The organism is Arthrobacter glycogeni (genome assembly GCF_054510815.1).
Window position 1 is genome coordinate 1 of sequence record NZ_JBTNDV010000016.1, and the last position, 25,738, is coordinate 25,738.

Here is a 25,738-nt window from a genome sequence, read left to right on the forward strand (position 1 = left end):
CCGGCCGCGTAAAACCCTCGGCGGAATCACCCCCGCATACGCCATGCAACAACTACTATTCGAACCAGAAACCCCTACCGTTGCGACGACCGCTTGAATACACCGATCCTTTGTGAGACTTTCGCCCCGTCTTCGCTCGCGGTGCAGTAGCGAATAATTGGACGCATATTCGAACAGGTGAAGCGGAGATTCACCTGTAAAGAGGCGATAAGCTGGGGAGCCGTGCCACCGGTCCGGAAAAAGGTTCAATGGAGGAAAGAGCTATATGACCCTGAGTTTGTTCCTGGCATTGCTCAGCGGGATCGCAGGATTAGCAGGAGTCGGCGTGCTCTGGAAATCCCTTTTGGGGAGAACGAAGAGCCCCGCACGACCTTCAACAATGCCAAATTGGTGGCTGTTCGGTGTTCTGGGTGGGGTGACGGTCGTGGCACTGCTTCTTTCGCTCATAGTCGGGTAGAGGCAGTAGCAAATGTGGGTGGCGAAACGTTCCGTACACGCCTGTGCCGGATCCAGATTGGCCGTCGAACTCGGTCGTCATCACAAAGGGCGGGTTCGGCCTATTCAGCCCCGCCTTTGAATATGCAGGACCAAGTGTTGCGGTGGGGGATCCCTCAACGGGCATAGCTTACAGGTTCCCACTATGCCTGCCATCCTCCGGAATCGGAGCTATGCCCCTTCCGGTTCAGAAGGATTGCGTGGGCCTCTGCTGCGCTCTCGCCAGTACTCATCGCGTTGTGTGCGGACGAAACGGATGAGAAGAATCACCGCAACAATTACTGCGACCGTTTGAATAGTGATTAGTATCCAAAACCAGGGATGAGCGCCGTCGACCAATATCGCGGCCCACATAGACCCAAGGGAAACGGTCAAAGCGAGAAAAGTCGGAATCCTGAGCTGCTTGCTGTTTCTCATCCGCAATCATGCCTTCCGAGGCGCGTTAACCTTCGAACAAAGCTTGGTTCTCAGTGTGATCCTTGCACAGAACGTTGATGCAAGCTCCACCTCCACAGGGGTGTTGCAACGACCGACTGAACTCACCATCGGCTTGCGCGGTTCCAATCCGCGGCGAAGCTGCTCAATGATTCTGGCTTTAATATCTATAGGGTTTCCTGTATGGACGTTGAGGTCAGTTCGGATTCGAAGAGGTTCGCATCGGAGGCAGCGGGTCGTTGCACCCTGCCCGCTCCCCAGTATCACTGGTACATCGCCCGAGGACTCCTGAGATGGTCCGGGGCAGGCGGGAGGGGACGGCCGCTGTACGAAGAGCGTCTGGTCCTGATCGACGCACCAACCCCGGCGAAAGCCGTCGACGTCGCTCGGCAGGAAGCGAAGCAGGGCTGTCTTCGAGGGCAGAAAAGCGTCGGCATCATGGACCTGATCCTGCTGCCGCCAGGTCCAGGCGCAGATCCCGGGCACGGACACGAGTTGTGCAGAAGCGTATACCGCTCAATCGGGAGTCCCGAGAAGTTCGTGGAGCGCAGGTTCGCATCCGGGGTCTGGCACGCTCTGAAGGGTCAGGCGAAGATCTCCCATAAAGCTGGCGCCGCCGGCGCTGCGGAGCCTGATTGGGATCCCGGCGTGGTGGTCGTCCGGAGCCTTTACCGGTCGGGGCGTTTTCGTCTGGCCGGCGGCAAACCCTGCTACTTGTGGATCGAACGATTTTCCGTGTTTCAGACCAATGATTGTGACCAGGCGCTGCAGTGGGCAGCGACCGATGATGAAGCCTTTGCTCATGCATCAGGATTTGAAAACTACCCTTTGTGGGAGGCGTTCCGGCTTTGGGGACCGCTGGGGGATAAGGCCGAATTGTTTTCCATTCTCAGAGAATCCCAAAAGTCTCCGCGAGCATTCTCAAGGCAGGTCAGCTCAAACACTGTGTAACCCGGACCGCTGACGGGGACCGTAACGACTAGCGGTTCACACAGGCCGCCGCCCCTCGTCCTCACTTGTGGCTCTGAGCCTCCGAGAAGTCTGTTGAGGGATGGGGTATTCGGAACGACAGGACCGCCAATCGAAATTGTGAATAACCGCCATTCCTCGCCAACAGTTACAGGTTTTCAGGCTATGGCTTCCACCAATATAGCGATGCACCTGACTAGGGGATTCGCGTATACCCTGCCCGAGAAAAAGCCCGGTGAAGGTACCTCAACTGCATCACAGAAACCGTCGGCTCGTCTTTTGTTCAGGTTCCTAAAGCAGTGCAGCCACCTTCGGAAAGGACACATGGATTGACGGCAAATAATGGATACAGAGACACATGTAAGTGAGACGGCCAACGCCCGCCAGTCAGCGCTCAAAAAGGACCGCCAAATAGCGGTAAACCCTTGATCCGACGCGCCCACAAAATTTGTCTCGTTAGGTGAACAGACGCGAAGTTGCATCAGAGTTGCGAGATCCGTACCGGCGTTGATCGGCAGCTGAGGAAATCTATCCGATACGGCTCTTAAGAAGCGGCTTTCATCTGCTAGCCCCACTGTGAATATGGTTGCCCAAGCCGTGCCGGAGCGACCGAACGCTGCTCCCTCGTATTGCCGGTCGTCCCCGGGGTCAACATCCCAGCCAGACAGAGGAGCATCCCCGTGCTCTTCCATAAGGAATCGGACCCTCAACACGGTTGCGATCCTTCCTGCGGGTTAGGGATGGTCCCGCAATTATTCACGACATGACGGTTCTACTGATGCTGTGACGCCCCCAAGCCGAACCATGAACGGACGGGGCGCGCCGGCGACAACTATCACCGCTCCCGTTACCTGCGTCATTGCTTCGTTTCGCCTCATCAAGACCGCTCGATAGAAGATGAGCAACATTATCGGACAGAACGTTGATCGCGCATGCGGCTTCGTCTCGCATTAGGCGAAGATGCCGGATTACAACTCGGCCCCTTCCCGTCAACCGACGGACGATCACGCTACCCGTCCGCGAGACCTAATCAATGACCCCGCAGGGCATCGACCGTCGTATTTACCTCACCTTGGCCTTGGGCTAAGTGTGACCCTAGCAATCAGTCAGTGACTCATTTGAATGACAGTGGCTGACACCATCAACCGCGGATCACCACGGAAAATGCCGGTTAGGGCTAGATAACGTCAGGCATGCCCTTGGACGCACGGTTCTTCGTCTTCGTGGGCATTGGCGTTAGCCGTTCTGGTGTTCGGAGGATGTCTGGCCAGCCAGGTAGATGACCCACTCGTCGTTTGACGGGTCGTATTCACAGCTCGAATCCTTTTCGAAGAGGCGGTGCTGGTCCTTGATGTCGCTGATCGAGTGGCTGATGGTCGCAGCTCCGACTTCGGGTGCAGGGGACTTGTACGCCCAGCTTGGCTGGGTGTAATCGGTCGGGTTGTCGACGAACTCACCGCTGGCGTCCTTGATCCGAGACGGGACGAAGGCGCCACCGTAGCGCCCTTCGGGCCGGTACTTCAGACGCAGCTCGGTGGCTCCGGGGGAGACGTTTCTGGCCGCCATCCGAGCACCGCGGAGGTGAATGCTGTCGAGATCGGATTGGATCACACTGATTTGGTGTACCCGATCGCTCACCATCCTGCGGTGCTCACCGAACACTATGTTCGGGTCCGACTCGAGTGCCCGTGCTGGCGCAGTGAGGGTGACAGGGGATTCCGCGTGGGCGGTCTCCTTGAACTGGCCGCTACCGGCGCGAGGATGCTTGACTTCATCAAAGGTGGTCATGCCCGAATGGTGTGCGGCGGTCCGGGATAATCACGGACGGCAAATGGGGGACAGAGAAACCCGGGCTCCAGCTGGGGAGATGCAGCCCGGGTTTCTCTTGAAAAGGCGAGGTCTCAAACCGCCTTCCCCCGGTCACTCAAGGACCGGGTCCTGCCGCACTGAAGCGGACTTGGGGTGCTGACCCGCCCAGCCTGCCTGACAGTATGGGGGACACTGTCAGACCCTTACCGGAACGCCTCCCGAAGAAGGGCTCCGACGGATCAGCACCGAAGCTAAATTGTACGCAGAACATTCTCTGTACGCACGTTATGGTCAGCTTGCTTACTGACCCGACCGCCGGTCGTGACAACCCGCCATTCCTAGCCGGTGGTCGTGGCATCTTCCTCGCCGGAACCCGCTGCGAGCACGCGAACCGCGTCCGAGGCGAAGGGTGATTTTGCAGACTCGACCACCAGTGAGTTGAAGCGATCCTTCAGGCTGGGCTGGCTGTGGTCCCCGCCGCTGAGGTCAAGGCTGACTTCATTCAACTTTGCAGCGAGCTCGCCGCCCTCGAGGTTCTTGCGGGCGTTGTCATCGAAGACCGAGGTGGCACCGGTCTTGTAGTCGTGGCTGACGGTCAGGTAGGCGATCTGGCCGTCGTGATCTTCCTCATTGGCCGAGAGGACGAACTGTGCTGAGCTTCCGTCGCGGGCGACTTCCGCGGTCCGGCGCTCATACGCTTCGCCAAACCCGAGAGTGCTCTCAGCTGCGTTGGCCACGTCCAGGTCGAAAAGCACACCCTTGATCATGTTGGTCCGGTCTTCGGGATCCGCACTGTCCGTCGAGGTAGTGAACGAGTTGGCTTCGTCGTACCGGTCGTCGTAGCGGACCTCGAATTCGCCGTCGGTGTCACTGATGAGGAGCTCGCCGTAGGCCTGCGGGTGTTTGTAAGTGAGGGCGCCTGCGGGCACATCCGGGTTGTCGCCCCCGTAGCCGGTGACGGTGCCGGTCAACCCGCCTTCCTGGGCCAGGTCGTAGGCCAGCGGGCTGGCCGCGCTCGGGTGAATGGTGAGGCCGTAAGCACCAGTGAGGGCGACGTCGGCTTCAGGATGAAGGGAGGCAGTGAAATGGTCGCCAGCGGGAACACCGGGCTGAACGCGTGAAATAGTCATACCCACTGGTGTGCGGCAGGTCAGCGTTTTGTCAGATCAGGGCTGACTGAGCAGTGACAGTGGCATCCGGGTCATCACGCATGCCCCAGTACTCGTCCTGTCCGGAAAGGATGACCCCGGCGGCCAAATGCCCGCGCCACTGCTCGGGTGACTGGGCGTGCTGAAGGGTCAGCCGCCAGTGCTCCCTGTCGGTCCCTGAGGTGCGGCTCTTTCCGGCAATCGTGACAGCGCTATCGGAAATGTAGGTGGGGGTCTCAAATCCGTTGAACCGGTCGCTCGGGAAGACGGGGGAGTAGTACGGCATCCGTCGCTCGTACAGCGCGGAGACGCCCGTGCGCAGACCGAGCGCAAAGTCGTTGTACCGGCTGTCGGTTGCACCCTTTTCTTCAGCGAAGGAACTCCAGGCACGGAAAGCTTCCCGGCGCTGCGCACTGACGAGACCTCGGGTTAGCGGGCCTTCGTCAACTCCGCCGACGACCATGTCAGCCCATCGGTCATCGGCGATGGTCGAGCCATCAGGGCGCGGATCAGGAAGCCCAGCGTGATGGGGTAGGAATGGGTCTTCAGGCAAGATCAGGTGAGGTCCTTTGCCAAGACTCACGCCAGCTTCGCCATGCATCTCGGCTGCGAACCGGCCGCCGGTACGGATGCCCTTGGGCTCTCGGTGCGGTCTGGGACCTACCACTGGTTGTCCTCCGGGGTTCCCCACACGTCGGCCATGATGAAGTCCGGGTTATCGAAGCCGACGTCGATGGCGTCGATGATCTTCTTTTCGTAATCGACCTGGTGTTCGGGCGAGGTGTCGACCCCGCGGATGAGGCGGACTGCCGCAGCCGTGTACACGTTCGAGGCGCCCAAGGCTTCCGCGGCGGCGTCAGTATCCTCAGCCTTGTCGGACCCATTGCGCTGGTTGAACTCCGCCCGGTGATTGATTGCCCCCTGGAGGAAATGTCCGGTGAGCTGGCGGGCACGCCGGTGAGACAGTGGTGCTGCCTGGTACGTGTTCTTGATGATGCCCGGTGCCAAGTAGGCGTGATCTCCGGTGGCCAGGTCCAGGCCCTGCAAACGGATGGTTTCCGGATCCGCGTCGGCGTCCAGGAGGGCGCCGGCGACCGTGGCGCTGGCCATGGCCCGGCCGGCGAAGTAGTAGTCGCCGTTGATTGCCGCTTCGCGGGAGTTGCGCAGGTCTACCAGGTTCGCGCGCATGAACTTGTCGGTGGTTTCCTGGTCGTAGAGACCCTCGGCGCCTGCCTGGTGAGCAGGGACCTCAGGCATGAGCTCGTCCAAGTGGTCATCCCAGTTGGTGACGCTCCGGGTACTGCCGCTCATGACCCCGCCGTTGTCGAGTTTGACGGTGACACCACCCCAGACACCGGAGTTCTCGGTGATGTTCCCGAACTCTGTTTTGTGGCTGTTTTCGACCCTCACGCGGGCATGCGCCGGGAATCCCTGGCCGGCCTGGAGTCGCTGCAGCCGGACGTCAGGTTCCGGGCGGGTCAGGGTAGCGAACTGGCCGCCGATGGGAACGCCTGCGGGCTGACGGGGGATGGTCATCAGTATCCGTTCCGGAAGTCGTCGTCGTTCTTCTCTTCGAGGTAGTACACGTAGGAGCGATCCAGGGCATCGTGCAGGTCGATGTCTTCACGGTCGGCGTGGTGGCGAAGGTCGATGAGCAGGTCACGCATCTGAACCTGCTTGTCATCATCAACGTCACCCCAGCCAGTCAGCGCGGTGTCCATACGCTTTTTGGATGACTGCTCCGGGGTGAGGTCATCTTCGGGTGGAGCCAGATCAAGCGGATCAGCCTTGCCCGGCACCCAATCCGCGAACTTCTTCAGGTCGACGGGGTCTGCCGCGAAGCGCAGCATGTAGATCCGGCCCTGTTCGAGTGCAAGGTCGTCTACGAAGGCGGCAGCTTCGCGATCGAGGGGTTGGTGGTTAGCGTCCTCGACGGAACCAACCCTGAGGTAGGTGGCTTCGTCGTCGGTCTGGAGGAACGTCTGGAGGGTAGCTGCCTGCGGGTACTTGGCGCGGACTGTGCGGGCAACAACGGACATCCCGGCGTTCGAGATGCCCCGCTGGATGTCGAGCATCGCGTCTTCCTGCTCGGTGGCCCAGGCGGTCAGGTTCTCGACTGCTGGATCCAGAGCGGTCTGGTCCGATGCGTCCAGGCTCAAATCCGGTTCGGGGTGGGAGGTGGCAGCGAATTGGCCGCCGACAGGAATGCCCTGGGGCTGGCGTGCGATTGAGGAGGTCATACCCTCTGGTGTGCGGCGGCCCGTCGAAGTAACAGGCGGTTTAGCCGAAGGCTTTGTCCCAGCAATCCGGGTGGGTGCCGGAGATCAGCATCTCGCGGGTAGGGATAGGGATGTCCAGGTCCGGGAGAACGTGCTGGATGAGGGTTTCGGCTTCGATTGCGGCGACCTGGTCGGTTGCCAACTCGTATTCGGACGTGTGGCCGCAGAACATGCATTCGCGAGTGGTGAAGGCGACGGTCTCGGCAGACGTGGAGGCGGGGGTAGAGCTGGGCATGGTTCCTCCTTGCTGCTCCAACCCTATGCCAGCATCGAGGGGTCCTAGTTCGAGTGTCGGTTCAGCGTGGGAAGTGGCAGCGAATTGCCCACCGGTGGGCACGCCTGACGATTGACGCTTGATCGGATCAGTCATGCCCACCCAGTGTGCGGCAATGCGAAGGAGATGCCGGGTCTTGCCGCCAGTCCAGTACGCATAGGCGAGGTGTCTACCCAGCCGCAAAATCGGCACTCACTGGTCGGCCTGGCGAGCTACACCACGCTAGAAGGTAACAACGGCGTGGGTGCCTCCTGTGCTGATCGAAGTGACAGATTTTCCGCTAAGGACTCCACTGGAGTCGACGGCTACAGGGACAGGCGAGTCGGTCTCATTGCCGCTACCAAGCCGGCCGGTAGCACCATAACCCCAGCAGTAGGCTGCCCCGTCGGCGACTGCACAGGCGTAAAACTCTCCAGTGCCGATCGACGTGACGGTTTTACCCGCAAGGACGCCCGGAGTGGCGGTGACAGCCACAGGAATGTTTGAGTCGGTTGTACTGCCCTGCCCGAGCCCTCCGAACCGTGAGCTACCCCAGCAGTAGGCGGCCCCATCCGCTACTGCACAGGTGTTATTCCCAGAGCTGATCGACGTGACGGTTTTCCCGTTGAGGACCCTTGCAGTGCTGACCGCTACCGGGACGCTTGAGCCGTTTGTAGTACCGTTACCGAGCTGGCCGGAGCCGCCGGTTCCCCAGCAGTAGGCTGCCCCATCCGCGACCGCGCAAGTGTTGGTTGAGGCGCTGATCGACGTGACGGTTTTCCCGTTAAGGACCCCGGCAGTACTGACCGCTACCGGGACGCTCGAGTTGGCTGACGCACCATCACCGAGTTGGCCGAAAATACCACGACCCCAGCAGTAGGCTGCGCCGTCCGCTACGACACAGGTGTTATCTGATGAGCTGATCGAGGTGACGGTTTTCCCGTTGAGGACACCAGCGGTGCTGACCGCTACCGGGACGTTTGAGTGTGCTGTGGCACCGTTACCGAGCCCGCCGTCGGTGCCGTAACCCCAGCAGTAGACTGCCGCATCCGCGACCGCACAGGTCCGGACTGCCCCAGCACTGATTGAGGTGACGGTTTTCCCGGTGAGGACCCCGCTGGCGTCAACAGCTACCGGCACTCCTGAGTTGGCTGTAGCCCCGTTGCCGAGCTGGCCGAAAGCCCCGTTGCCCCAGCAGTAGGCTGCACCATCTGCGACCACACAGGTATGGCTACTGCCGGCGCTGGTCGCAGTGATGTTTTTTCCTTCGAGAATCCCCGTGGCGGTGTTTGTTGTGACAGGAAGGCTCGCCAAACCGGCCGTAAGCCCGTTGCCGAGCCTGCCGTCGGCCTGGTTTCCCCAGGCGGCAAGTTCGGTGAGGGCTGGTTCTCCGCCGACGGCCACGACCAGCTCATTGAGCTTTGAGGAGCTGATGCATGAGGTGTCCTCGGCCGGGGTCAGCGGAACGGGGGTGGTGGCAATGTCTGTGGCAACGAACACGGTGCCCGCATCGGACCTGGACAGACCCACGTAACAGGACCCGTCAGCGTCTGTGCCGACAGCGACGGATCCGGACGGGCTCATATACCCGGCCGTGTTCAGGCCTGCACTGTCCATGAACGTGTTGTCCTTGGTCCGGGCTGCACCCTCAGCAGTGACAACGGAACCCAGATCCTGCTTGGCTCCGTTGTCCTGCGCCCAGGGGATGACCCCGAAAATTGCTGCGAGCACGCCACCGGTCAGGACAGCAATGACGAGCACACCGACCATGATCGAGGGAAGGTCGAACGCACCGGACTGGTTACGCAGCCGGTCGGTGAGTTCCTGACGGGTAAGGGTGTTCATGGGTAGGACTCATTTCAGCGGGGCGGACGGGCTTGTGGGCCGTGATAGCTCATGCGTAGACGGTGGCTTGTCCGGTACTCCCCCTTGGGAATGAAGACCACGGGTGACTGCCGGAGGCAAACTCCTAGCCGCCTGGTTGATGCACGTACGCGCCGGCGGCCGCCCGGGTGAGATCCCCGTAGCGGTTGGCGGCGAACCGTTCCAGGACCTGGGCTTTACGGAGGCTGGCTGGGAAAGTGTCGACGGGTTCACCGTTGTGGGAGCGGATGACGTTCCCGTACGGCTGAAATTCAAGCATCGCCGTGTAACTTGCCGTCCCGGTTGCCAGCTCGAGGTTCCCGGTGCGGGAATTGAAGCCGACCCCGTGGCCGAAAAATTCAGCAGCCTTCTCCAGATCGGTGAAGTCTGATGCGTTCCGGTAGTCGCCGGCGCTGCCTGCTGGCACGGCGGTAGGGCCGAGCTTCAGGGTGGTCTCGGGGTGGGAGGTGGCGGCGAACTGGCCGCCGATGGGAATGCCCTGGGGCTGACGTACGGTTGGTGTGGTCATACCCAACTGGTGTGCGGCCAGACCAGAATGTGCTGGCCGCACAGGTCCAGCTACGGTCGCCAGGCCATCGCTTCGTCGATGTCGATGCGTCCGTCTTTCGCGACCAGGTCCATGTCATCGAAGTAGACGTCGCGGGCGATCCTGAACTGGGCCATTCTGATCGCCGCGCCATCCACCAGGTTGCCGTCCTTGTCCCGGACGTCGGTGAGTTCAATGCAGTCGGCGTAGTCCCGGCGGATCTCGAAGGACTGGATCTGCGGGGACTCATCCCGGATGTTCTTTGCGCATCCGATCAGGAGGGAGCGCTGCTCCTTGAGCCGCAATTCTTCGATCTGCTTGCGCAGCGGGGCCTCGTAGGATGCCCGGACGGTGTCATCGGTCAGATCGAGCGGCTGGGCTGGAGCCGGCTGGCTTGTGGATGGCTTGCCCAGGGCGTGAGCCATGATCGCCTCAGATACCTGTGGCTGGTGGACGACGTCGAGCATCGCGCCGTAGGTGTTGGAGTCGATACGCTCATGGACGGCTTTGCCCCAGGCCATCGCTACTTCGTTGTCTTCGAGGTCGAAGTCTTCCCAGGGGTCTTCGCCGTAGTCGGTGGAGTTCATCGTGCCGTCCAGGTCGCTATTCCAGAAGTGCATCGTCTTATCGTCCACGGTGATGCGGGTCTGGACCTTGCCGTCATCGAAGTCGAATTCGACTGATGGCTCGGGTAGGTCTTCAGGCCAGGTAGGGAGCTCGTCGAAGGTGTAGGTGTTCAACTCGAGCTGGCCGCTGTAGTCGGCGGTGTGAGTGGCACTGACGTGAGGAGGCAGGGTGAGTGCCGGCTCGCTGTGGGAGGTGGCGGCGAACTGTCCACCGACGGGGATACCCTGGGGCTGTCGTGCGATTGATTCGGTCATGCCTTACTGGTGTGCGGCCGGCGCCGGAATGTGCCTGTCACCGGCCGCACAGGGTCGGCTAGGGTCGTCAGGCGATCGTTTCGTCGAGGGGTGGCACTTAGTTGTATAGAGATGCCAGTGCATCGGCTAGATGTGGAAGGAATTGGGACGGACGACGAGCTTCGGGGGCCTTATCCGTGATTGCCTTGTTGAGGATCGACCAAAATTCTCGTTCGCTATTCACCCCGGGAGGTAGATGGATGTACCAAATGAATCCGCGGGGCCGCGGAGGTATGCCTGCCTCCGAGAGGTAGGTATCTACGTCCTCATCTGACTCTTGAAGATCCTTCACCGTCAGAGGTATTTCATGCGTTGTTGTGACGCCATTCGCGGTTACTGTTTGAACCACCTGCCCCTGATCCGATTGGCCCGGTTGTCTGATGAGGTTGCGGGGTTCGGAAACCCAGAGAACAAGCGCTCCCCAGCCGTTATTTGTGCTTCTATCCAAGCTTCACGATTCGCGGTAGCAGTTAGCGGGACTGCAGCCCATGTCTTGAGAGTCATCTAGTCCTTTTTTAGGGTGCAGCCTGTGACTGTTAGCGAGGAATGGCGGTTTATTGCAGCTTCGATTGGCGGGTCAGGTGATACCGATGACCAGGGTTGATCGGGCGGCTTCGACGACGTCGTCGGTGATGGTGTTCAACTCGTTGATTTTCCTGACCCGTTCCATTTGGGTGAAGAGTCGGTCGACGAGGCGGAAGTTGCCGCGAGTAACGCGGACGATTGCGGCGATGGCTTGGGCGTCAGTGAAGTCTTCGCGGTCCAGGTCGTGACCGAGTTTGCGCCATCGGCGCTGGAGTACGAAACATAGTTCATCATCGGCTAGGGGCCGGTATTCGTGCGCGAAGCCAACTCTGCTGCAGAGCTGAGGGTAGCGGCTGAATTGTTTCTCGATTCCGGGCATTCCTATGAGTATCAAGGCGATGTTGTCGCGGTCGTAGCGGTCACGCAACATCTCGAGGGCGGTTGAGCTCAGCCGTTCGGACTCGTCGATAATGATCAGCTCGACGTTCTTACTGGCGCCTATGTCTGGCCCTTGTTTTTCCCTGTCTTGTAGAGATGTTCGTCGATGCAGAGAGAGACGCGGATGGTGAGGTGTTCGATGTCGGACCTGGTTTCTTTAGGTGTGCTGAGGACACCAGGGGTGTAGAACACGGTGCGCTTCCTGGTAAGGCTGGCGTAGATCTGGAGGTCCGAGTCGTCTCGTGGCCCCCATTCCTCGAGAAACCCCTCGGCTTTGTGCCAGTTGGCGTAGCGCCTGGCAGAGAGGGTTTTGCCAATTCCTGCCTGTCCGAAGCAGATACCGATGGTGCGTTGGGCGGCGAACGGCATCGGCGAACTCGACGAATCTGCGGTGTTCCTTGGTCGCGACAAAGCTTTGCTGGGTCATCAGTCATCCTCAAGATAGGTACGCAGTTTTGGTTTCTTTCCTGCAGGTTCGGTCGGCGGGCTCTGTTTCACTGGGGCGGATTCAGGCTGATACTGAGCCACCACGGCGATGCGTTCGTTGATCTGTCCACGCAGTTCACGTCGCCGGGCGGATCGTGCGGCCTGAATGTCTTTGAGACTGACAGTTGCGGATTCGTGGTCGGGATTGACCGCTTTACAGATGTACTGGTCCCGGTGGAAGACGCGGATCTCGGCAATGTCGCGCGGATCGTAGCGGACGATTACGGGTTCACCGACATAGGCCGCCAAGAGGGGTGAGATGTATCGGAGTCCCTGGAAATGGACGCCGTCTCGGTGAACGATCCGCGGTTTTGCCACGGTAAGCAGCAACAGGTTCAGCTCATCGATCGTTGTCGGCAGCCGTGGAAGTCGCCCATCGCCGACCCACGCCTGGTGCGGGGTCGCCTTGATCTCTGGGTGTTCACGTTGATGGTAGGTACCGGTGATGAATTGTCTGACCGCGGCGTCCAGCTCTGGCAGCGTTAACACCGGATCAGGATGGCGTTGGCCCTCGGTCAGATGGCCGGGCAACTCGGCGAGTAACTCGGTGTTGATGGTGCCGAAGAGGCGCTCGATTTTGCCGCGGCCCTGTGGTCTGGCGACAGCTGAGTAGATGATCTCAAAATGGAGGTCTTTGCCGGTTTGCGCCAGATGGTTGCTGGTGAAGTCCGTCCCGTGATCGACGTAGAGCACGTCGGGTATGCCGCACGTCGGCCAGCCGGCATCATTCTTGGGCCAGATGCCCTGTCTCAATGCCAGGGCGGTGTTGATCGCCGACGGTGCACCGAGGAAGACGGTATTGGAGCGAGCTGTGTCCGTAGTGACTAGGCTCGACAGTCAAAGGCTGAACATTGCCGGCCCCTAGATCAGCGGGAGACGACTTGACTGAGAAATGGACTCATCCGACAGTGCGCCGCGGCACGATCTGGTGGACGATGCAGAGCATAGCTTTCGGGGTGCTCACCGTTGCGTTGGTGTTTCTCGCCTTCTGGAAGCCCTCCACCGGAGCGACTATCGCAGCCGTTGCAGCTCTTATCCTCGGGCCTCTTCTGATCTTTATGGCGATCAAGCAGATCAAGACACTTCGCCACGAGTATCGCTACCCCGATGAGGATCTGTAGCTCTCCAATTAGAGGAGACTTCTGGTCCCGTAGGACGGTGGGTGTATTCAAGCGGTCGTCGCAACGGTAGGGGTTTTTGGTTCGAATAGTAGTTGTTGCGGTAGGGGATCCCCAACCGCAACATGCACAGACACAACGAACCTTTCCATCACTCCAGTGACCCCAAAGATGCGACCAGGTCCACTACGTTGCCTGCACCATGATTCGTTTAATGTCGTTATTCAGGGTTACTCTCGCAGGAGTATTACCGGCTAGCAGAAACTAAAATCAGGAATGCGATCAAGGGAGCGCCAATGACCACCTCCATCCTGTCCGTCGGCGGACCAATTGCCGATGCAGCAACAGCTGTCGGGCAAAGGATTTCGGGGGACACCCAATGGTGGCTGGTCATACCCATTATTCTGGTGGTTTTAGGCGTGGGCATCACGAGCATCATCAGGAAGAAGCGTAAACGTGATCGTTGAGCCTACAGTCCAGCGCGAAGTGATTGAGCCCGTACGTCCAAGGTGAAGCTGTGGAATGTCGCCTGTTGTTCAGCGATTGTTTTGGCAGGCGTCGGCTTTTTGGTCAACGCTTTCATCTCCGGCAGCCAAGAATGGCCGTTCGCCTTGGTTTTCGTAGTTACGACAACGGGCATGCTGATCTACTTCTTGAAGAGGCCTGAGAAAAAGTCCAACAGATCCGGGCCTTGACGCATCAATGCCACATGCCGTTGATTAGTAATCTCATTTTTGGTCGCCAACGGCACGGACAACTACCGCCCGTAAGCTGATCGCTAAATAGGACGACAGGACCGCCAACTGAAGCTGCGATTAACCGCCATTCCTGGCTAACAGTCACAGGTGCAGCCCCTGCCGGAAACAAATGCTGCGCCAGTTGCAGTGGCGGGTTCGTTCAGTACCATGCCGCTACGACTTGGGCCTCGACCAGCTCTGCCTCCTCCGAATCTGAGAAGAGGATCTTCCACACCGGGCCATCGACGACCAAGTCGTTCAGCCCACGTCCTGTACCTGAACCGTCAGCTCTGACGCACCACCATGTGGGCTGATTGCCTGCAAAGTTCGAGTCCCGAAAACTTAGTCCCAGCCTTCGACTCTCTAAACGGAACCCTCCCGGTCAATATGCGCATCGATAACGCGTGTTTCCTCGATCAGGGTGTGTTGCTCAATACCGCGCCTGACAACAGCTTCGAAGCTCTTCCTGGCCCTACATCGACCCATCACTTGGGCATCACGCCGCACGCACTGCTGTATTGGTATACAGCTGCGTCCAGCCCATGGCTTCAAGCCAAGCATTACCCGATCAAGATGCTGGAATATGTTCACAAACTTGTATCCGGTGATACTCAAGACTGAGCCCGTAATCTGAGTTGCTGCCGGAAGCGGATCATCCTGGCGGCTGCGGGTTTAACTCGCACCCGCTGACGCTGGGCCTGCAAACTCCTACGTCAGCAGTAACCCTAGTCTTCAGGTCGCCTTCGCCTGCACCGGTATCGGCGGCACTAGTTCCATTGATACAGATTGAAAACCGGACTGACTTCGTGCGAATACGTCAGTCGGCAATGGTGCGGCGTTGTGTTCGTAATCATTCGCTATACCTGGCTGTGCCTTCAGCTTGCTGACCTGCCAGAGCGAGCGGACCACACAAATGCCTGCCTGCGCGACGGCCAAGCATAGAGCAGGGTCGGCGTTGTCAGTTCGGAGACTCCATCCAGCTGCATGACCCTTGATTTTCTTTCTTGACAGGTAGGTAATCGATACGGCGTTAATGATGTCGTACCCGGCGTTCAGTTCATCCACTGTTAGCCGATCCGAATTGCCGACGAAGGTCATTTTGACATCATCCCGAGCGATAGCAGCCATCCCGTGTTTCATCTGGTTGTGACTTTGTGCTCCGTTGTAGCCGTCTTGGTCGAAGAGTTCCGCAAAGAACATCAGCCAGTGCGATACGAAACGAGCATGAGCCAAGGCCTGGTTCTCACCTAGACTCCGCACCAACTGACCATAATGAGGTATCGCAACTTTCACAGCGAGCTGCGCGGCGTCCGTCCCTGAGAGTAAGCCCTTTACCTTTCGGCGGTACTCACTGTTGGCAGGCAGTTCAGCGAGTGGAATCCAAGGGGACTCGCCAGTCTCAAGCTCACTAAGCATCACAAAGAGGCGTAGAGCCGTCTCCATAACTTGGTGCATCAGTGAATGCGCTTCGAGCGCCGCCAAGCGCTCCTTCGATACTTCCTCATCCAAGTTAGAATCCTCCGAGAATGGCATTTCTTCCACTAACCGACGGAATCGGTTGAAAAGCGAATCCGGATCATCTTTCCTGATGGGAATGTCCTTCTCGGGCATGTCGGACAGCGCAATGATGCTCCACAGCCGGCGTTCAAGGTGATGAGCAGGGTTCACATGGAAGAAGTGTTCATCCAGATCTGGCCGAGCCGCCGCCAACCGGCTTCCAACCGTCTCATTCTCCATGAGTGGATTCTCAAGCTTCAGTAGACTAAAACGATCCATCGGTTGTTCTCCCCCGGCAGCTGGTATTGGGCTTTTGTAGCCTATCCGGGCTTGGTCGGGTGATGCTACGAAAAGGCATAAGAGAGCTCTGCCCCGATACCGCGCTCTACGACCTCATTTTGAGCACGATCTGAGGAGCGACTGGCTGGCTAAGTACCGGGGTTCTCGCCCGGCCGCGTAGCCTTTGTTCGCCTGGTCCGGTTCCGTCCGGGCCGGGCAGCACCCCCGCGCCTGTGGTGGGCAGCACCCCCCCCGCACTTGTGGTGGGCGGCACCCCCCGCACTTGTGGTGGGCGGGGGCGCCTAGTGCAGGCTGCTAGCTATGCTCTGCTGCACTGGTTTCCGTGTTAACAGGTTTCTGTGTTTCCGTGGCCGCTGCTGCGGTGGTGGCTTCTTCGCTGCAGCGGTGGTCCCTGACCTGGGTGTAGTTGGTCCTTTGGGTCCAGGTGTACCCGGTGATCAGTAAAACGGTTTTCTGGTTCACCCGGGCTAACCTCTCATGGTCGATCCGGACATCCTCAGGAGCATCGGGTTTATTGTTAGATCAGGACCGAATACCGACAATGACGAAGGGGTGGAGACGGGTATCTATGGTCAGCACGCCGAATCCTCGCACAGTGTTTCGGAGAAGCGGTGACTGAGTCGCAAGTGGGTTCGGGCTCGGGCAACGCCCGGCTGTGTGCACCCTTTCTTGAACAATTACCGGTCACGGGTGCTTCGGTGTCGGTCTTCGGCGGGTCCATGCACGAGACGTTGTTGCATGCCAGCGATCCTGTTGCGGCCAGATTAGATGAGTTGCAGTTCGATTTGGGTGAGGGCCCGCGGTGGGAAGCCCTCCGCACCCGCCTCCCAGTACTTTTACCGGATCTACAATCCGCGGATCACCATTTATGGCCGGTATTTGGGACGGCAGTAGCCGAGACGGGCGCAGCGGCGTTGTATGTTTTCCCGCTGGCCGTAGGAACAATTGAAATTGGGGTGGTGGAACTGTATAGGACCTCGCCGTGGACCCTGAGCCGTTCCGACCAAACGACGGCGTCCGCCCTCGCGGACCAGACGTCGTGGACCGTGTTGCGCCAGTTATTGAATGACAGCGCTGGTACCGATGATGGCTCGCCTTCGGGACATTCTTATCAGTCCCGTAGGGAAATTCATCAGGCCACCGGCATGGTTCTTGTCCAGGCAACGCTTTCGGCAGCGGATGCCCTGTTGCTGTTGCGTGCTCACGCGTTTGCTAACGGGCGCACGCTCACGGAAACCGCCCGGGATGTGGTTGCTCGGGAACTGGATTTCACGTCGCCTATTTAGATTTTGCTCGCCTATTTAAGGGGACCATCGGCATGTGCTGGAGTAGGGTGTGCGTATGGTGACTACATCGCGTGCGGAGCGGGTGGGCGCAGCGTTTGTGAAACTTACAGACACACTCGTCACCGATTACGACGTCCTGGATCTCCTGCAAACCCTGGTGGAGGAGACCGTTGATCTGCTCGACGCCAGTGCAGCTGGCCTTTTGTTGGTCGATCCTGACGGGGAGCTGCAAGTGGTGGCCTCCACGAGTGAGGAAACCCAGCTGGTGGAGATATTGCAGCTCCAGGCCGGTGAGGGTCCTTGTGTCGAATGCTTCAAAACGGGTGTTGTGATCACCATCGATAGCATCGATTCCATGGGCGGACGCTGGCCCGAATTTCAGGCCGCGGCGCTGAGCCAAGGGTTCCATTCCATCCATGCAATCCCGCTACGCGTGAAGGACCGGACAATTGGGGCTATGGGATTGTTCGGTCACCAGCCCGGTGCGTTGACCGACGAAGACTCAGCCATCGGGCAAGCCCTAGCGCACGTTGCGACCATTGGTCTGCTTCAGGAGCGCGCGATCCGCGAAAGCACCATGGTTAATGACCAACTGCAGAATGCGCTGAACAGTCGGGTCTTGATTGAGCAGGCAAAGGGCGTCATTTCTCAGACCAATGATGTGGACATGAGCGAGGCTTTCAGCAGGCTCCGCCGATACTCGCGTTCGAACAGTCTCGGTTTGCAACAGACGGCAAGTAAAATTGTTGGAGGTTCCTTGACCCTTTAGCGCTGACTGTATTTACTGTCTCTGCGGTCAAGTTCTTCAGTCAGTTCCTCTAATCGCGTACTGGTTTCAGGGTGCGCCTGTATATCGCGGATGTACTCCATATCGAGTTGACGATGCGTTCTACTGTTCAGTACCTCTAACCGAAACTGATCCAGAACGGTCAGGTCCTGCGGGAACGGTTCCTCCGGCGCGTGCCGACTCGGGGCTGCCGGGTGCACATACTCACCCCTGCCTACTTCTCCCACCAGCGGGCTAGTGGCTGATTGGTGAGCGGCAATTGATCGAGGCGATGTCGGGTATGAGGCATGCCAGTTCGAACCCACAGATAGGTGGCTAGATCCCGCGTTCGGCTGAGCGTCGATGGCGGTCTCTGGGAGAGGCCCAATGACCGTCCACGTAGGATAATTGCCCAATCTTTTGAGAGCTTCACGATCTACTGATCGAGCCCCGCTGAGATCGACGGTGATCTTCAGATTAGAGTCCACATAGCTGGTGCAAACAACCATCCGGATCAGTGCGGCACAATTGGACTGGGTTAGTGATCCCCGAACGGCCACGGTCGCGAAGTCCATATCAGTATTGACCTGGATCAGAGCACTAAGCCGCAATTCCGGGGCTAGGTGCCCAACCACCTGCTCGCTGGAACGTATTTCAGTAGTGGCCATGATCTAAACCCCAAAACTCATCGACATCCGCATAGTCAATGCGGCCATGCCGGGGTCCGGGGCACTACTCAACGGTAACCCGCCAGAAGCAATCAGTCCATCAACTTCCACCATTTGGTGGGCCAGAACCTTGACCAGGCAACGGGCCATTCCGACGAACATAAGAAGCGTTTGTACATGCGATAAAGATTGGCGCTCAGCATCCTCAGGTCCACCCGGGAAATACAGCTCACTCGGCAGGTCGCTGAAGTCATCGTTTGCAGCCAACAGGCTGATTGCCGCGAGCTAGCAGGGTTAAGAACCGAAGGCCAGCACTAAACAAGTGGATCCACCGGGGTTGATGATGGGCCGACAGCGGTACGCGCCACGAACCTTGGTGAGTGACATAGTGCCTATCCGTGGCGAGGATGATTGATTTCCCCGCCACGGCGTGTGTTAGGCGTCGTAGTGTTCGCGGCTTCTTGACTTCGCGAGGCCGCGTGCGATCATGTAGGCGACCGATAGGTCGGTGATGAACTCCAGGCCCTGGCAGTCGTCGAACATATCGATGGCGACCTGCGACCCACATACCCACTCCACAGAAAATAGACAGCGGCTACTCAGCGCAGCGGTGCGCGATTCTGAGGAAATGGATCACCAGCTTGAACAAGCCCGAACCCCGCTCGCCGTAAGATCACCCATCCGCCAAAATACTCGGGACCTCCGACGCACCCTGGCAGAACCAGCCTAGGAAAAGGCAACTGGCTGCGGGCAACCGGTGCACTACAGCGTTACGGACGATTCGGGGTGCGTCCCGGGAGCGAATTGTCCTCCGGTGGGGACGCCGGCCGGCTGACGGCTGATGGGTGCGTCGTTGATGGTCATGCGTTGTCGCCTCCGTTGAGGATCCAGGTGCTGCATCGCTTTTGTGTCGGTGTGGCCGTGGTAGCCGAGCTTGGCCAGCGCAGGGTACTTGCCGGGGTTATCGGTGGCTAGGTTGCGGGCGATAGCCATGGCCGCGGCGTCCGGAATTTCACGCTCACCGCTGCGCAGCGAGACGATCGAGTCAACGAATCGTCGATCGTTGGCTAACTGGTGGGCCTCAGACATCAGGGTGTGGTGATCGGGGATGATGGTGCTTGCGTCGACCGTGTCCATGATCAGCCGGTTCAGGTTCTCCGAACCGAAGGTGCCGGGGTCGGACTCGTTATGGAACTGGACGATCTTCGTTTCCTCCCAGCCGAGTCTCATCGCCTCAGCTTCGGTGAGGGTGTCTCCGGGGTGCTCGGCGGTGAACTGGATCTCCATCGAATCCTCACCGGCTTCGACGACGTCCGCACCGTAGCGTTCGGCCAGGTAGCCACGGATGAGTTGGTCGTGCTTGTCGACCCAGGAAGCGTGCTCGGTTTCGTCCATTTTCATGTCTTCAGCGCTGACCAGGTCGGGGATCTCGATCCTGCGTGCCGCGGTGACGTAGTACCCGTCGTGGTCGTTGCGGTGGACGTGCAGGGAGTCCATCACGTACCCGTCAGCCAGGTGATCGAATTCGTCATCCTCACCGGGGGCCAGATGAACCTCCGTCAAAGGCAGGACGACAGCTGACGGTTCGGCGTGAGAGCCGTGGGCGAACTGCCCACCGGTGGGGACGCCGGCGGGCTGCCGGTTGATGGGGGTGTCGTTGGTGGTCATGCGTTGTCGCCTCCGTGGTGAAGCCAGGTCCACATCATGTCGATGCGGCGCTTCTGTAGTGGGTTGGGTGCGGCGTCGTAGGCGTCGCGGAGTTCGTTGGTGGCAGCTTCCAGGTCGGTGTATCCGACGCGGGCGAGCTTGGCCAGGGCGGGGCGGGTGCCGGTGGAGCCGAGGTCATGGGCGATGGCAAGGGCTACCGGGTCGGGAAGTTCACGCTCACCGAGACGGCCGCTCACGATGGAGTCGAGGCTGGTCGGGTCCTTGCGCAGGCGCAGGGTCTCTTCCCGGACGGTCAGGTCCAGGGGGACGACTTTGCAGGCGTCAACTTTCTCGCGCAGCAACCGGCCCAGATGCTCTGCGCCTTGCGTACCGGGATCCATCTCGCTGTGCAGCTGGACGATTTTGGTGTTGTTCCACGCCAGGTTGAGCGCCTGGTCGGAGCCAAGCTCCTGGCCGGGGTGGGCAGCGGTGAATTCGGCACTGATGTTGGACCAGTCCTCGTCAAGGCTTCCATCGCCGAGTTCAGCCCCGTAGCGTTCGCCGATGAAATCTTCGATCACCGGTTCATTGAGGTCCAGCCACTGGTCACGCTCAGTGTCGGTGACACCGAGGTCCGCGGCGGGGATGAGGTCGCGAAAGTTGATGACCTTGGCGGGGGAGACCCAGTAGGTCCCGTCGTCTTCGGAGCGGCGGATGTCGAGGGACTCGATGACCTGACCGTCGACCAGGTCGTTGTACTCATCGTTCTCACCCAAGCCCAGGCGGACCGCCAGGGGACGTCCCGCAGTGAGCCCGGTGGCTGGGCAGAGTTCGAGGTCGGTCTCAGATCGGTGGATGCTGGCGAATTGGCCGCCGACAGGGACTCCTCGGGGCTGGCGTGTGGCGAGAGTGCTCATGACTTCTTGTGTGCGGCAGATCCGCTGAGCGCCAGCTGGGTGGTTAGTGGACCGGTGGTCGGCCAGTGAAGCTACCGGGAGAACTGGGGTGAGTCTCTAGCCGCCGGCCATGGCGACAAGGGCTGTGAGGCCGTCCTGGCCGGCGGTGGCCATGACGGTGCCGACCCCGGCGATCGCGTACAGGCTGATCGGGACCAGGAGCAGCCATTCACGCCAGGATCCGGCGTTGCCGAGGACGGGGATGGCGAAGTAGCCGTTGGGCTTCCACATCATGTTGATGACCGGGACGCTGCGCAGGACCTTGGGGGGCTTGATGGTGACTGGCCAGGCGAGGTTGCAACCGCCGGTGGTCATCATGTCGCCGAGGATGTGGATGATCACGCCGAGGCCCATCGCGATGGGGAACCAGCTGGCGTGCTCGGGCGGGAAGAAGGCGATGAACGCTCCGGCGGTGATGCCGACCGCCCACGGGGACTTCCTCATGGAGTCGGGGATGATCTTCAAGGCTTTCGCTGCGAAGGCGACGAGCAGGACGGAGAGGATCCCTGCACCGATGCCAATGGTTCCGAAGCCGGTGAGCTCGGTGGTCCAGAGTCCGGCCAGCCAGGCGAGGGCGGTGAAGAACGCGATCCCGATGATGGAGTGGGTGCCGTGGCGGTGACCGCCGGCGGCGGCGCCGATGCCGGTGCAGATGGCGTTCGAGAGGGGAGGCAGCGAGTGGGCGATGGTCGCGTTGTGGTGATCAGCGTCAGGGACGAGGGCGGCTCCCGCGCAGACGAGTGCGCCGGTGATGACACCGACGGGCCCAACCTCGAGCAGACCGAACCCGGCCTGCATGGTGGCGCCCTCTGCGATGAAATTCAGCGGCACGGTTGCGCTGGTGGTGATCGCGACCCAGGCGGCTGCGCCGCAGGCTGCGTGGTGGGCTCCCATCATGGTGGCGAGGTTTCCTCTCAAGGTTTTCTGGACTGACACCACTGATGTGTGCGGCGACGCAACCCGGCATCCCCGGCGACAGGGCAGGGAGGGGTTGGTATGTCCAGCCATGCGCAGATGTGCCGGCCGAGGGAGAGGGAGGTGCAGCCGGATCCGGCTGCTGAGATCAGTTGAGAAGTGTCCGGGCCGGGAAAGAGGAGATTTGGGCCTGTGGCGGTTTGTCCCACCGTCCCACCTCTGTCCTACCACTGGTGGGACAAAATTTCCCCAGGTAAACAAAGGGAAGGGGGCCCCTTAGAGACAGTTGTCCTACCTGTTTACTTAAAATATATATATATAGGGCCACTGTTGTTGTTGTCTCTAGCTACTACTACAACCATTGGTATATCTATAGATGGTCTCCCCACAGGTGGGACAGGTGGGACAAACCCTTTTTCGACCCTCCATTGTGCCTCTGACGTGGGACGATACCCGAAAAAAGTGTCCCGCAAAGGGGGTGGACAGGGGTTGGACAGGTGGGACAAACGAAATCGGGTGAATTCCCGGTTTGGTGGAGTGTGATAACCTAGGAACGAACTTTCATCCATAGAGACGACGGTTATCACAAGGCCAAATCGGGACCTTCTTTTTTGCCCAAAAACGGTCATCTTTCGTTGATCGCCGGTTTGAGCCGAAAAAGGGTGTTGTCGTAATCGGTACCGAAAAAGGGGCCCAAATCCCGGTTTTCGTTGCTGGACAGATTTCGGGCCTCCACGACGCCGATCACCTGAAATCGTCGTTTTCTCCATTTTCAGTGCTCAAAACGCTGTATCGGACGAAGACTTCCGGCTCCCCGACGGCGGCGGGCGCCGATGAAGTCCCGTGAGAGAGGGTGAATGGTGGCCTTCTCTACAGCCCAGTTGTTCTCCAGAACGTCCCACTCGACGGAGTTGGTCTTTCGGTCGAAGGTAATCTCGGCCGGGCCTGCACTGAACTGGGTGGTCCGGTTCGTGGGGAACTCCATGTCGCCTTTACGGACCCGTGCCGGTTTGCCTTCACTGGCGACGGAGTAGAGCCTGTCGAGGGCAGCATCGAGGACTGCCCGCTTCTCGGTGGGTTTGCCAGACCGGTCGCCGTAAGGATCGACCCTGGCAGCGGTCCGGTCGTACCAGCCGGAGACAGCCTGCCGGTAGGCGTTTGGGTCGGTCTGCTCCTTGCGGCTCATCGACTTCCAGGCGTCCTGGGTCAACTCGAACGCTTTCTCTTTGCGCGCATGGTCCTTGGTCCGGAGCACCTGCCGTACGCGGCCGAACTCTGCAGAGGCAAGACGATGGTTGCGCTCTCCCAATGACGATTCGACATGGTCACCTCTCGGTGGGTATTCACGCGCCCGGTGCGCTCTCAGCCCATTGTCCGACCGGGACTCAAGCGTCGGACACGATGGAATCAGTCGGCGCTGCTGGATCGTTCGATGGACAGCACGGGAGTGGTGGTGCGGACCGTCACGGTCTGGCCGTCACCGACGACGTCCAAAATGAGTACGCCGCGCTCTCCCACGACTAGTCGTTCGATTCGAATGATGGGAATCCGACCCTCATCACGGCGGAGATCCTGAACGGGTAAGGGAACGTAGTCGGTTGTGGGCCGCCTGAGTTTGGGAAATCTCTGAACGAAGCCTAGAGTGCAGTCCACCACGTACACCGTCCCGCTTTCAGTGGTGATGGTGAAGCTTCCAGGTTCGTCACCCGATAGTTGGTAGAGGAGGTCATGATCAGTCATTCGGGGGATAGCTTTCGGCCACGACCTCGATGCATTTAATCGCGGCAGCTCGATCGATCGTGGTCAGCAATGTTCCTGAAGCGAGAGCTTGCAACGATGCGAGTCCTATCTGACGAACGCGAGGTTCTGAGCTGAGGGCTCGGTCCATCGCCGCCCGGGTTAAATCCCAGGAGAGTCTGCCGGGCAAAGGACCACGCGAGGGGCACAAAGATCGCTTACTAAAGATATTCAACGCCCTACCTCGGATTCGTGAGGCTTCAGAAGGCCATTGTGAGGGTCACCCGGTGCAAGTCCATCGCGGTCGTCCGCGGGGCTATGACATCTCCAACTTGCGCGGGTCGATTGCTCGTTCTGCTGCGGACTAACAGTGACATTCACGGCTGACTCCCCAAGGTGATTAGATGCTATTTGATAGACCAGACGTTAGCCTTTGTCGGTGTCATTCCTGATGATGAATCACGCGGCCCCTCATGTTCGAGGCGATTGTGGCCACTTAGGTTCACCAGGTTGGAGTGGAGCAATGATTGTGGACGAGCGGCACCATGCTTGTGAGGGACGTGAAACGGCCTCGCCTTACCGGCCAACTGCATTCTTCAATTCGTCGAACTCTTCTCTACTTAGCATTTCCTGCGCGAGGGCTGTCGTAAACGAAAACCTGCAGAATGAGCTCGGCCGGATCAGGGGTGAGATCATCACCCCGACGCTCGACGGCCTTCAGAAGGCGGTGGACCTTGTCCTGACTGATGACGAGCAAGTCAGCAATCTCTCGTTGTACGAGCCCATGGCCTTTGGGAATCTTCACTGCGCGCATTTCATCGAACAGATCGATACGCTGCCGTGCCCGACGCTGTAATGCGCCACGGTGGAGTGACCGGAGTTCGGCGTTCATGATTGTTCCTTCAGAGGGTGAATTCGGCCCATAGCGGGTAGTGGTCGGAGATCCGCCACGAGACCTCATTGCGGGTCAGATCTAGGTAGAGGTGCGCGACGAAGTTGAAGTGGCCAGCCCGACCGGTGTAGGTCATCGACTTCAGCAGTGCGGTGCCGTCCGGTTCCGAGAACCAGGCGATCTGGTCGTAAAAATGATTAGCACCGCTGGCGTCGAAGATAGTTCGAGGTACGTTGTTGAGCTCGGTCGGGGGCCAGAGCCCGGTGGAGATGAACGCTTCAAAAAGCGGATCACCGATCCGGTCGAGGTTGAAGTCGCCGAGGACGAACAGATTCTGGTTCCAGTCGTTTGGCCGGTCGGCCCAGTCGCGCATCCATTGGGCGAAGCCGGTAATTTCGGGGAGCCGTTGCGCTGGGCTTGCTCCCCATAGGACGTGCACGGTGGTCAGGAGGAACTCGACTTCACCTCGGGTGAACCCCGCGGCGTAAGGGGTGCGGGCAAACTGTTCGACGGGGCCATCTGCTGCTGGGGGGAGAACGATTTCTCCGACAAGGCCCGATACTTGGACTCGGTTGGTGTCATAGATAAACGTCAGTCTTTCGCTGTTGCCGGCCGAACCTTCGGTGACGTCGGAGGTTATGAACTTCCAGGTCGGACCAAGAATGGTCATCAGGGTGTGCAGGGCGGTGACGTCCCGGCGGACCTCTTGGACGGCGATCACATCGAATCTGGAGGAAACGGCGGCGATACAGGCGACCGCGTGCCAGTTTCGTTTAGGGGAGTCGCCACGAGAGGATTCCCAAGAGCGGGTCAACCCGCCGAAGGCCCGCAGGTTCCAGGTCGCGATCAGCAGATTCGATTCGGCCTTGGCAGGGATAGTTTCGTCCAGGGCTACCCCAAGGTGAGTCAGCTCTTTTCGCACTCCGGTGGGAGGAGACAGCACAGGTAAATCTAGCGGCGTAATAGGCACAGGACCATTAAGCCCCCGGCGGCTTTCCCGAGCAAGGCCCCTATTATCTGGCCCCACCTGTGCGATAAACCTGCCTACTAGG

26 protein-coding genes and 1 pseudogene are annotated in these 25,738 nt (G+C 59.5%); 6 read left to right on the forward strand and 21 right to left on the reverse strand.

Annotated features, from left to right (window positions below; all coding sequences use genetic code 11):
* Nucleotides 1–1,368 precede the first annotated feature (1,368 nt).
* Nucleotides 1,369–1,881, forward strand: a complete 513-nt coding sequence (locus ACX80G_RS15095; RefSeq protein ID WP_459308648.1) for a hypothetical protein — start codon at nucleotides 1,369–1,371, stop codon at nucleotides 1,879–1,881.
* Nucleotides 1,882–3,135: 1,254 nt separating this feature from the next.
* Here ACX80G_RS15095 and ACX80G_RS15100 read toward each other — a convergent pair.
* The 12 genes and pseudogenes from ACX80G_RS15100 to ACX80G_RS15155 form a co-directional block, all read right to left on the reverse strand.
* Nucleotides 3,136–3,687, reverse strand: a complete 552-nt coding sequence (locus tag ACX80G_RS15100; protein WP_459308649.1) for a hypothetical protein — start codon at nucleotides 3,685–3,687, stop codon at nucleotides 3,136–3,138.
* 359 nt (nucleotides 3,688–4,046) lie between these two features.
* Nucleotides 4,047–4,838, reverse strand: coding sequence for a hypothetical protein (locus tag ACX80G_RS15105; RefSeq protein WP_459308650.1), 792 nt, complete (start codon nucleotides 4,836–4,838; stop codon nucleotides 4,047–4,049).
* 31 nt (nucleotides 4,839–4,869) lie between these two features.
* The gene (locus ACX80G_RS15110) at nucleotides 4,870–5,409 is read right to left on the reverse strand and encodes a hypothetical protein (protein WP_459308651.1); all 540 of its coding nucleotides are present in this window, start codon (nucleotides 5,407–5,409) and stop codon (nucleotides 4,870–4,872) included.
* A gap of 107 nt (nucleotides 5,410–5,516) precedes the next feature.
* A complete protein-coding gene (locus tag ACX80G_RS15115) occupies nucleotides 5,517–6,392 on the reverse strand; it encodes a hypothetical protein (RefSeq protein ID WP_459308653.1) in 876 nt (291 codons plus the stop codon).
* Nucleotides 6,392–7,096, reverse strand: coding sequence for a hypothetical protein (locus ACX80G_RS15120; RefSeq protein ID WP_459308654.1), 705 nt, complete (start codon nucleotides 7,094–7,096; stop codon nucleotides 6,392–6,394). Before ACX80G_RS15120 ends, ACX80G_RS15115 begins: the two co-directional genes overlap by 1 nt.
* Nucleotides 7,097–7,136: 40 nt before the next feature.
* Nucleotides 7,137–7,370 (reverse strand): hypothetical protein, encoded by a 234-nt coding sequence (locus ACX80G_RS15125; protein ID WP_459308656.1) that lies wholly within the window; start codon nucleotides 7,368–7,370, stop codon nucleotides 7,137–7,139.
* A gap of 261 nt (nucleotides 7,371–7,631) precedes the next feature.
* Entirely contained in the window at nucleotides 7,632–9,233 is a 1,602-nt protein-coding gene (locus tag ACX80G_RS15130; RefSeq protein WP_459308658.1) for an RCC1 domain-containing protein, read from the reverse strand.
* A 124-nt stretch (nucleotides 9,234–9,357) separates the two neighbouring features.
* Nucleotides 9,358–9,780 (reverse strand): hypothetical protein, encoded by a 423-nt coding sequence (locus ACX80G_RS15135; protein ID WP_459308660.1) that lies wholly within the window; start codon nucleotides 9,778–9,780, stop codon nucleotides 9,358–9,360.
* Between the two features lie 50 nt (nucleotides 9,781–9,830).
* Nucleotides 9,831–10,679 (reverse strand): hypothetical protein, encoded by an 849-nt coding sequence (locus ACX80G_RS15140; RefSeq protein WP_459308662.1) that lies wholly within the window; start codon nucleotides 10,677–10,679, stop codon nucleotides 9,831–9,833.
* A 97-nt stretch (nucleotides 10,680–10,776) separates the two neighbouring features.
* Nucleotides 10,777–11,166 (reverse strand): DUF5956 family protein, encoded by a 390-nt coding sequence (locus ACX80G_RS15145; protein WP_459308664.1) that lies wholly within the window; start codon nucleotides 11,164–11,166, stop codon nucleotides 10,777–10,779.
* Between the two features lie 129 nt (nucleotides 11,167–11,295).
* Nucleotides 11,296–12,108 (reverse strand): annotated as a pseudogene (locus ACX80G_RS15150) (AAA family ATPase).
* A complete protein-coding gene (locus ACX80G_RS15155) occupies nucleotides 12,108–13,004 on the reverse strand; it encodes a Mu transposase C-terminal domain-containing protein (RefSeq protein WP_525929874.1) in 897 nt (298 codons plus the stop codon). The pseudogene ACX80G_RS15150 and the gene ACX80G_RS15155 overlap by 1 nt, the downstream one beginning before the upstream one ends.
* 44 nt (nucleotides 13,005–13,048) lie before the next feature.
* Between ACX80G_RS15155 and ACX80G_RS15160 the strand changes: the two genes are divergently transcribed.
* The 3 genes from ACX80G_RS15160 (at nucleotide 13,049) to ACX80G_RS15170 (ending at nucleotide 14,643) form a co-directional block, all read left to right on the forward strand.
* Entirely contained in the window at nucleotides 13,049–13,288 is a 240-nt protein-coding gene (locus tag ACX80G_RS15160; protein WP_459308667.1) for a hypothetical protein, read from the forward strand.
* A gap of 293 nt (nucleotides 13,289–13,581) precedes the next feature.
* Nucleotides 13,582–13,752 (forward strand): hypothetical protein, encoded by a 171-nt coding sequence (locus ACX80G_RS15165; protein ID WP_459308668.1) that lies wholly within the window; start codon nucleotides 13,582–13,584, stop codon nucleotides 13,750–13,752.
* A 657-nt stretch (nucleotides 13,753–14,409) separates the two neighbouring features.
* Nucleotides 14,410–14,643, forward strand: coding sequence for a hypothetical protein (locus ACX80G_RS15170; protein WP_459308670.1), 234 nt, complete (start codon nucleotides 14,410–14,412; stop codon nucleotides 14,641–14,643).
* A gap of 111 nt (nucleotides 14,644–14,754) precedes the next feature.
* Here the strand turns inward: ACX80G_RS15170 and ACX80G_RS15175 are convergent, their stop codons facing one another.
* Nucleotides 14,755–15,759 carry a hypothetical protein gene (locus tag ACX80G_RS15175; protein ID WP_459308672.1) on the reverse strand — a complete coding sequence of 335 codons (1,005 nt, stop codon included), beginning with the start codon at nucleotides 15,757–15,759 and terminating at the stop codon, nucleotides 14,755–14,757.
* Nucleotides 15,760–16,113: 354 nt separating this feature from the next.
* The gene (locus ACX80G_RS15180; protein WP_459308673.1) at nucleotides 16,114–16,281 is read right to left on the reverse strand and encodes a hypothetical protein; all 168 of its coding nucleotides are present in this window, start codon (nucleotides 16,279–16,281) and stop codon (nucleotides 16,114–16,116) included.
* A gap of 149 nt (nucleotides 16,282–16,430) precedes the next feature.
* Here ACX80G_RS15180 and ACX80G_RS15185 point away from each other — a divergent pair, with 149 nt between their 5' ends.
* Together ACX80G_RS15185 and ACX80G_RS15190 are read left to right on the forward strand one after the other, a co-directional pair.
* A complete protein-coding gene (locus ACX80G_RS15185) occupies nucleotides 16,431–17,105 on the forward strand; it encodes a GAF domain-containing protein (protein WP_459308675.1) in 675 nt (224 codons plus the stop codon).
* 55 nt (nucleotides 17,106–17,160) lie between these two features.
* On the forward strand, nucleotides 17,161–17,874 hold the full coding sequence (locus tag ACX80G_RS15190; protein ID WP_459308676.1) for a GAF and ANTAR domain-containing protein: 714 nt from the start codon (nucleotides 17,161–17,163) through the stop codon (nucleotides 17,872–17,874).
* 1,427 nt (nucleotides 17,875–19,301) lie between these two features.
* Here the strand turns inward: ACX80G_RS15190 and ACX80G_RS15195 are convergent.
* From ACX80G_RS15195 to ACX80G_RS15225, 7 genes are all read right to left on the reverse strand, one after another.
* On the reverse strand, nucleotides 19,302–20,207 hold the full coding sequence (locus tag ACX80G_RS15195; RefSeq protein ID WP_459308677.1) for a hypothetical protein: 906 nt from the start codon (nucleotides 20,205–20,207) through the stop codon (nucleotides 19,302–19,304).
* Complete coding sequence (locus tag ACX80G_RS15200; RefSeq protein WP_459308678.1) at nucleotides 20,204–21,103, reverse strand: hypothetical protein; 900 nt, start codon at nucleotides 21,101–21,103, stop codon at nucleotides 20,204–20,206. Before ACX80G_RS15200 ends, ACX80G_RS15195 begins: the two co-directional genes overlap by 4 nt.
* 96 nt (nucleotides 21,104–21,199) lie before the next feature.
* Nucleotides 21,200–22,078 (reverse strand): metal-dependent hydrolase, encoded by an 879-nt coding sequence (locus ACX80G_RS15205; protein WP_459308680.1) that lies wholly within the window; start codon nucleotides 22,076–22,078, stop codon nucleotides 21,200–21,202.
* A gap of 751 nt (nucleotides 22,079–22,829) precedes the next feature.
* A complete protein-coding gene (locus ACX80G_RS15210) occupies nucleotides 22,830–23,366 on the reverse strand; it encodes a hypothetical protein (protein ID WP_459308681.1) in 537 nt (178 codons plus the stop codon).
* A 98-nt stretch (nucleotides 23,367–23,464) separates the two neighbouring features.
* Nucleotides 23,465–23,797 carry a hypothetical protein gene (locus tag ACX80G_RS15215; protein WP_459308682.1) on the reverse strand — a complete coding sequence of 111 codons (333 nt, stop codon included), beginning with the start codon at nucleotides 23,795–23,797 and terminating at the stop codon, nucleotides 23,465–23,467.
* 613 nt (nucleotides 23,798–24,410) lie between these two features.
* Nucleotides 24,411–24,686: a LexA family transcriptional regulator gene (locus tag ACX80G_RS15220; protein WP_459308684.1), complete on the reverse strand. Its 276-nt coding sequence runs from the start codon at nucleotides 24,684–24,686 to the stop codon at nucleotides 24,411–24,413.
* Between the two features lie 10 nt (nucleotides 24,687–24,696).
* Entirely contained in the window at nucleotides 24,697–25,629 is a 933-nt protein-coding gene (locus ACX80G_RS15225) for an endonuclease/exonuclease/phosphatase family protein (RefSeq protein WP_459308686.1), read from the reverse strand.
* Nucleotides 25,630–25,738 lie beyond the last annotated feature (109 nt).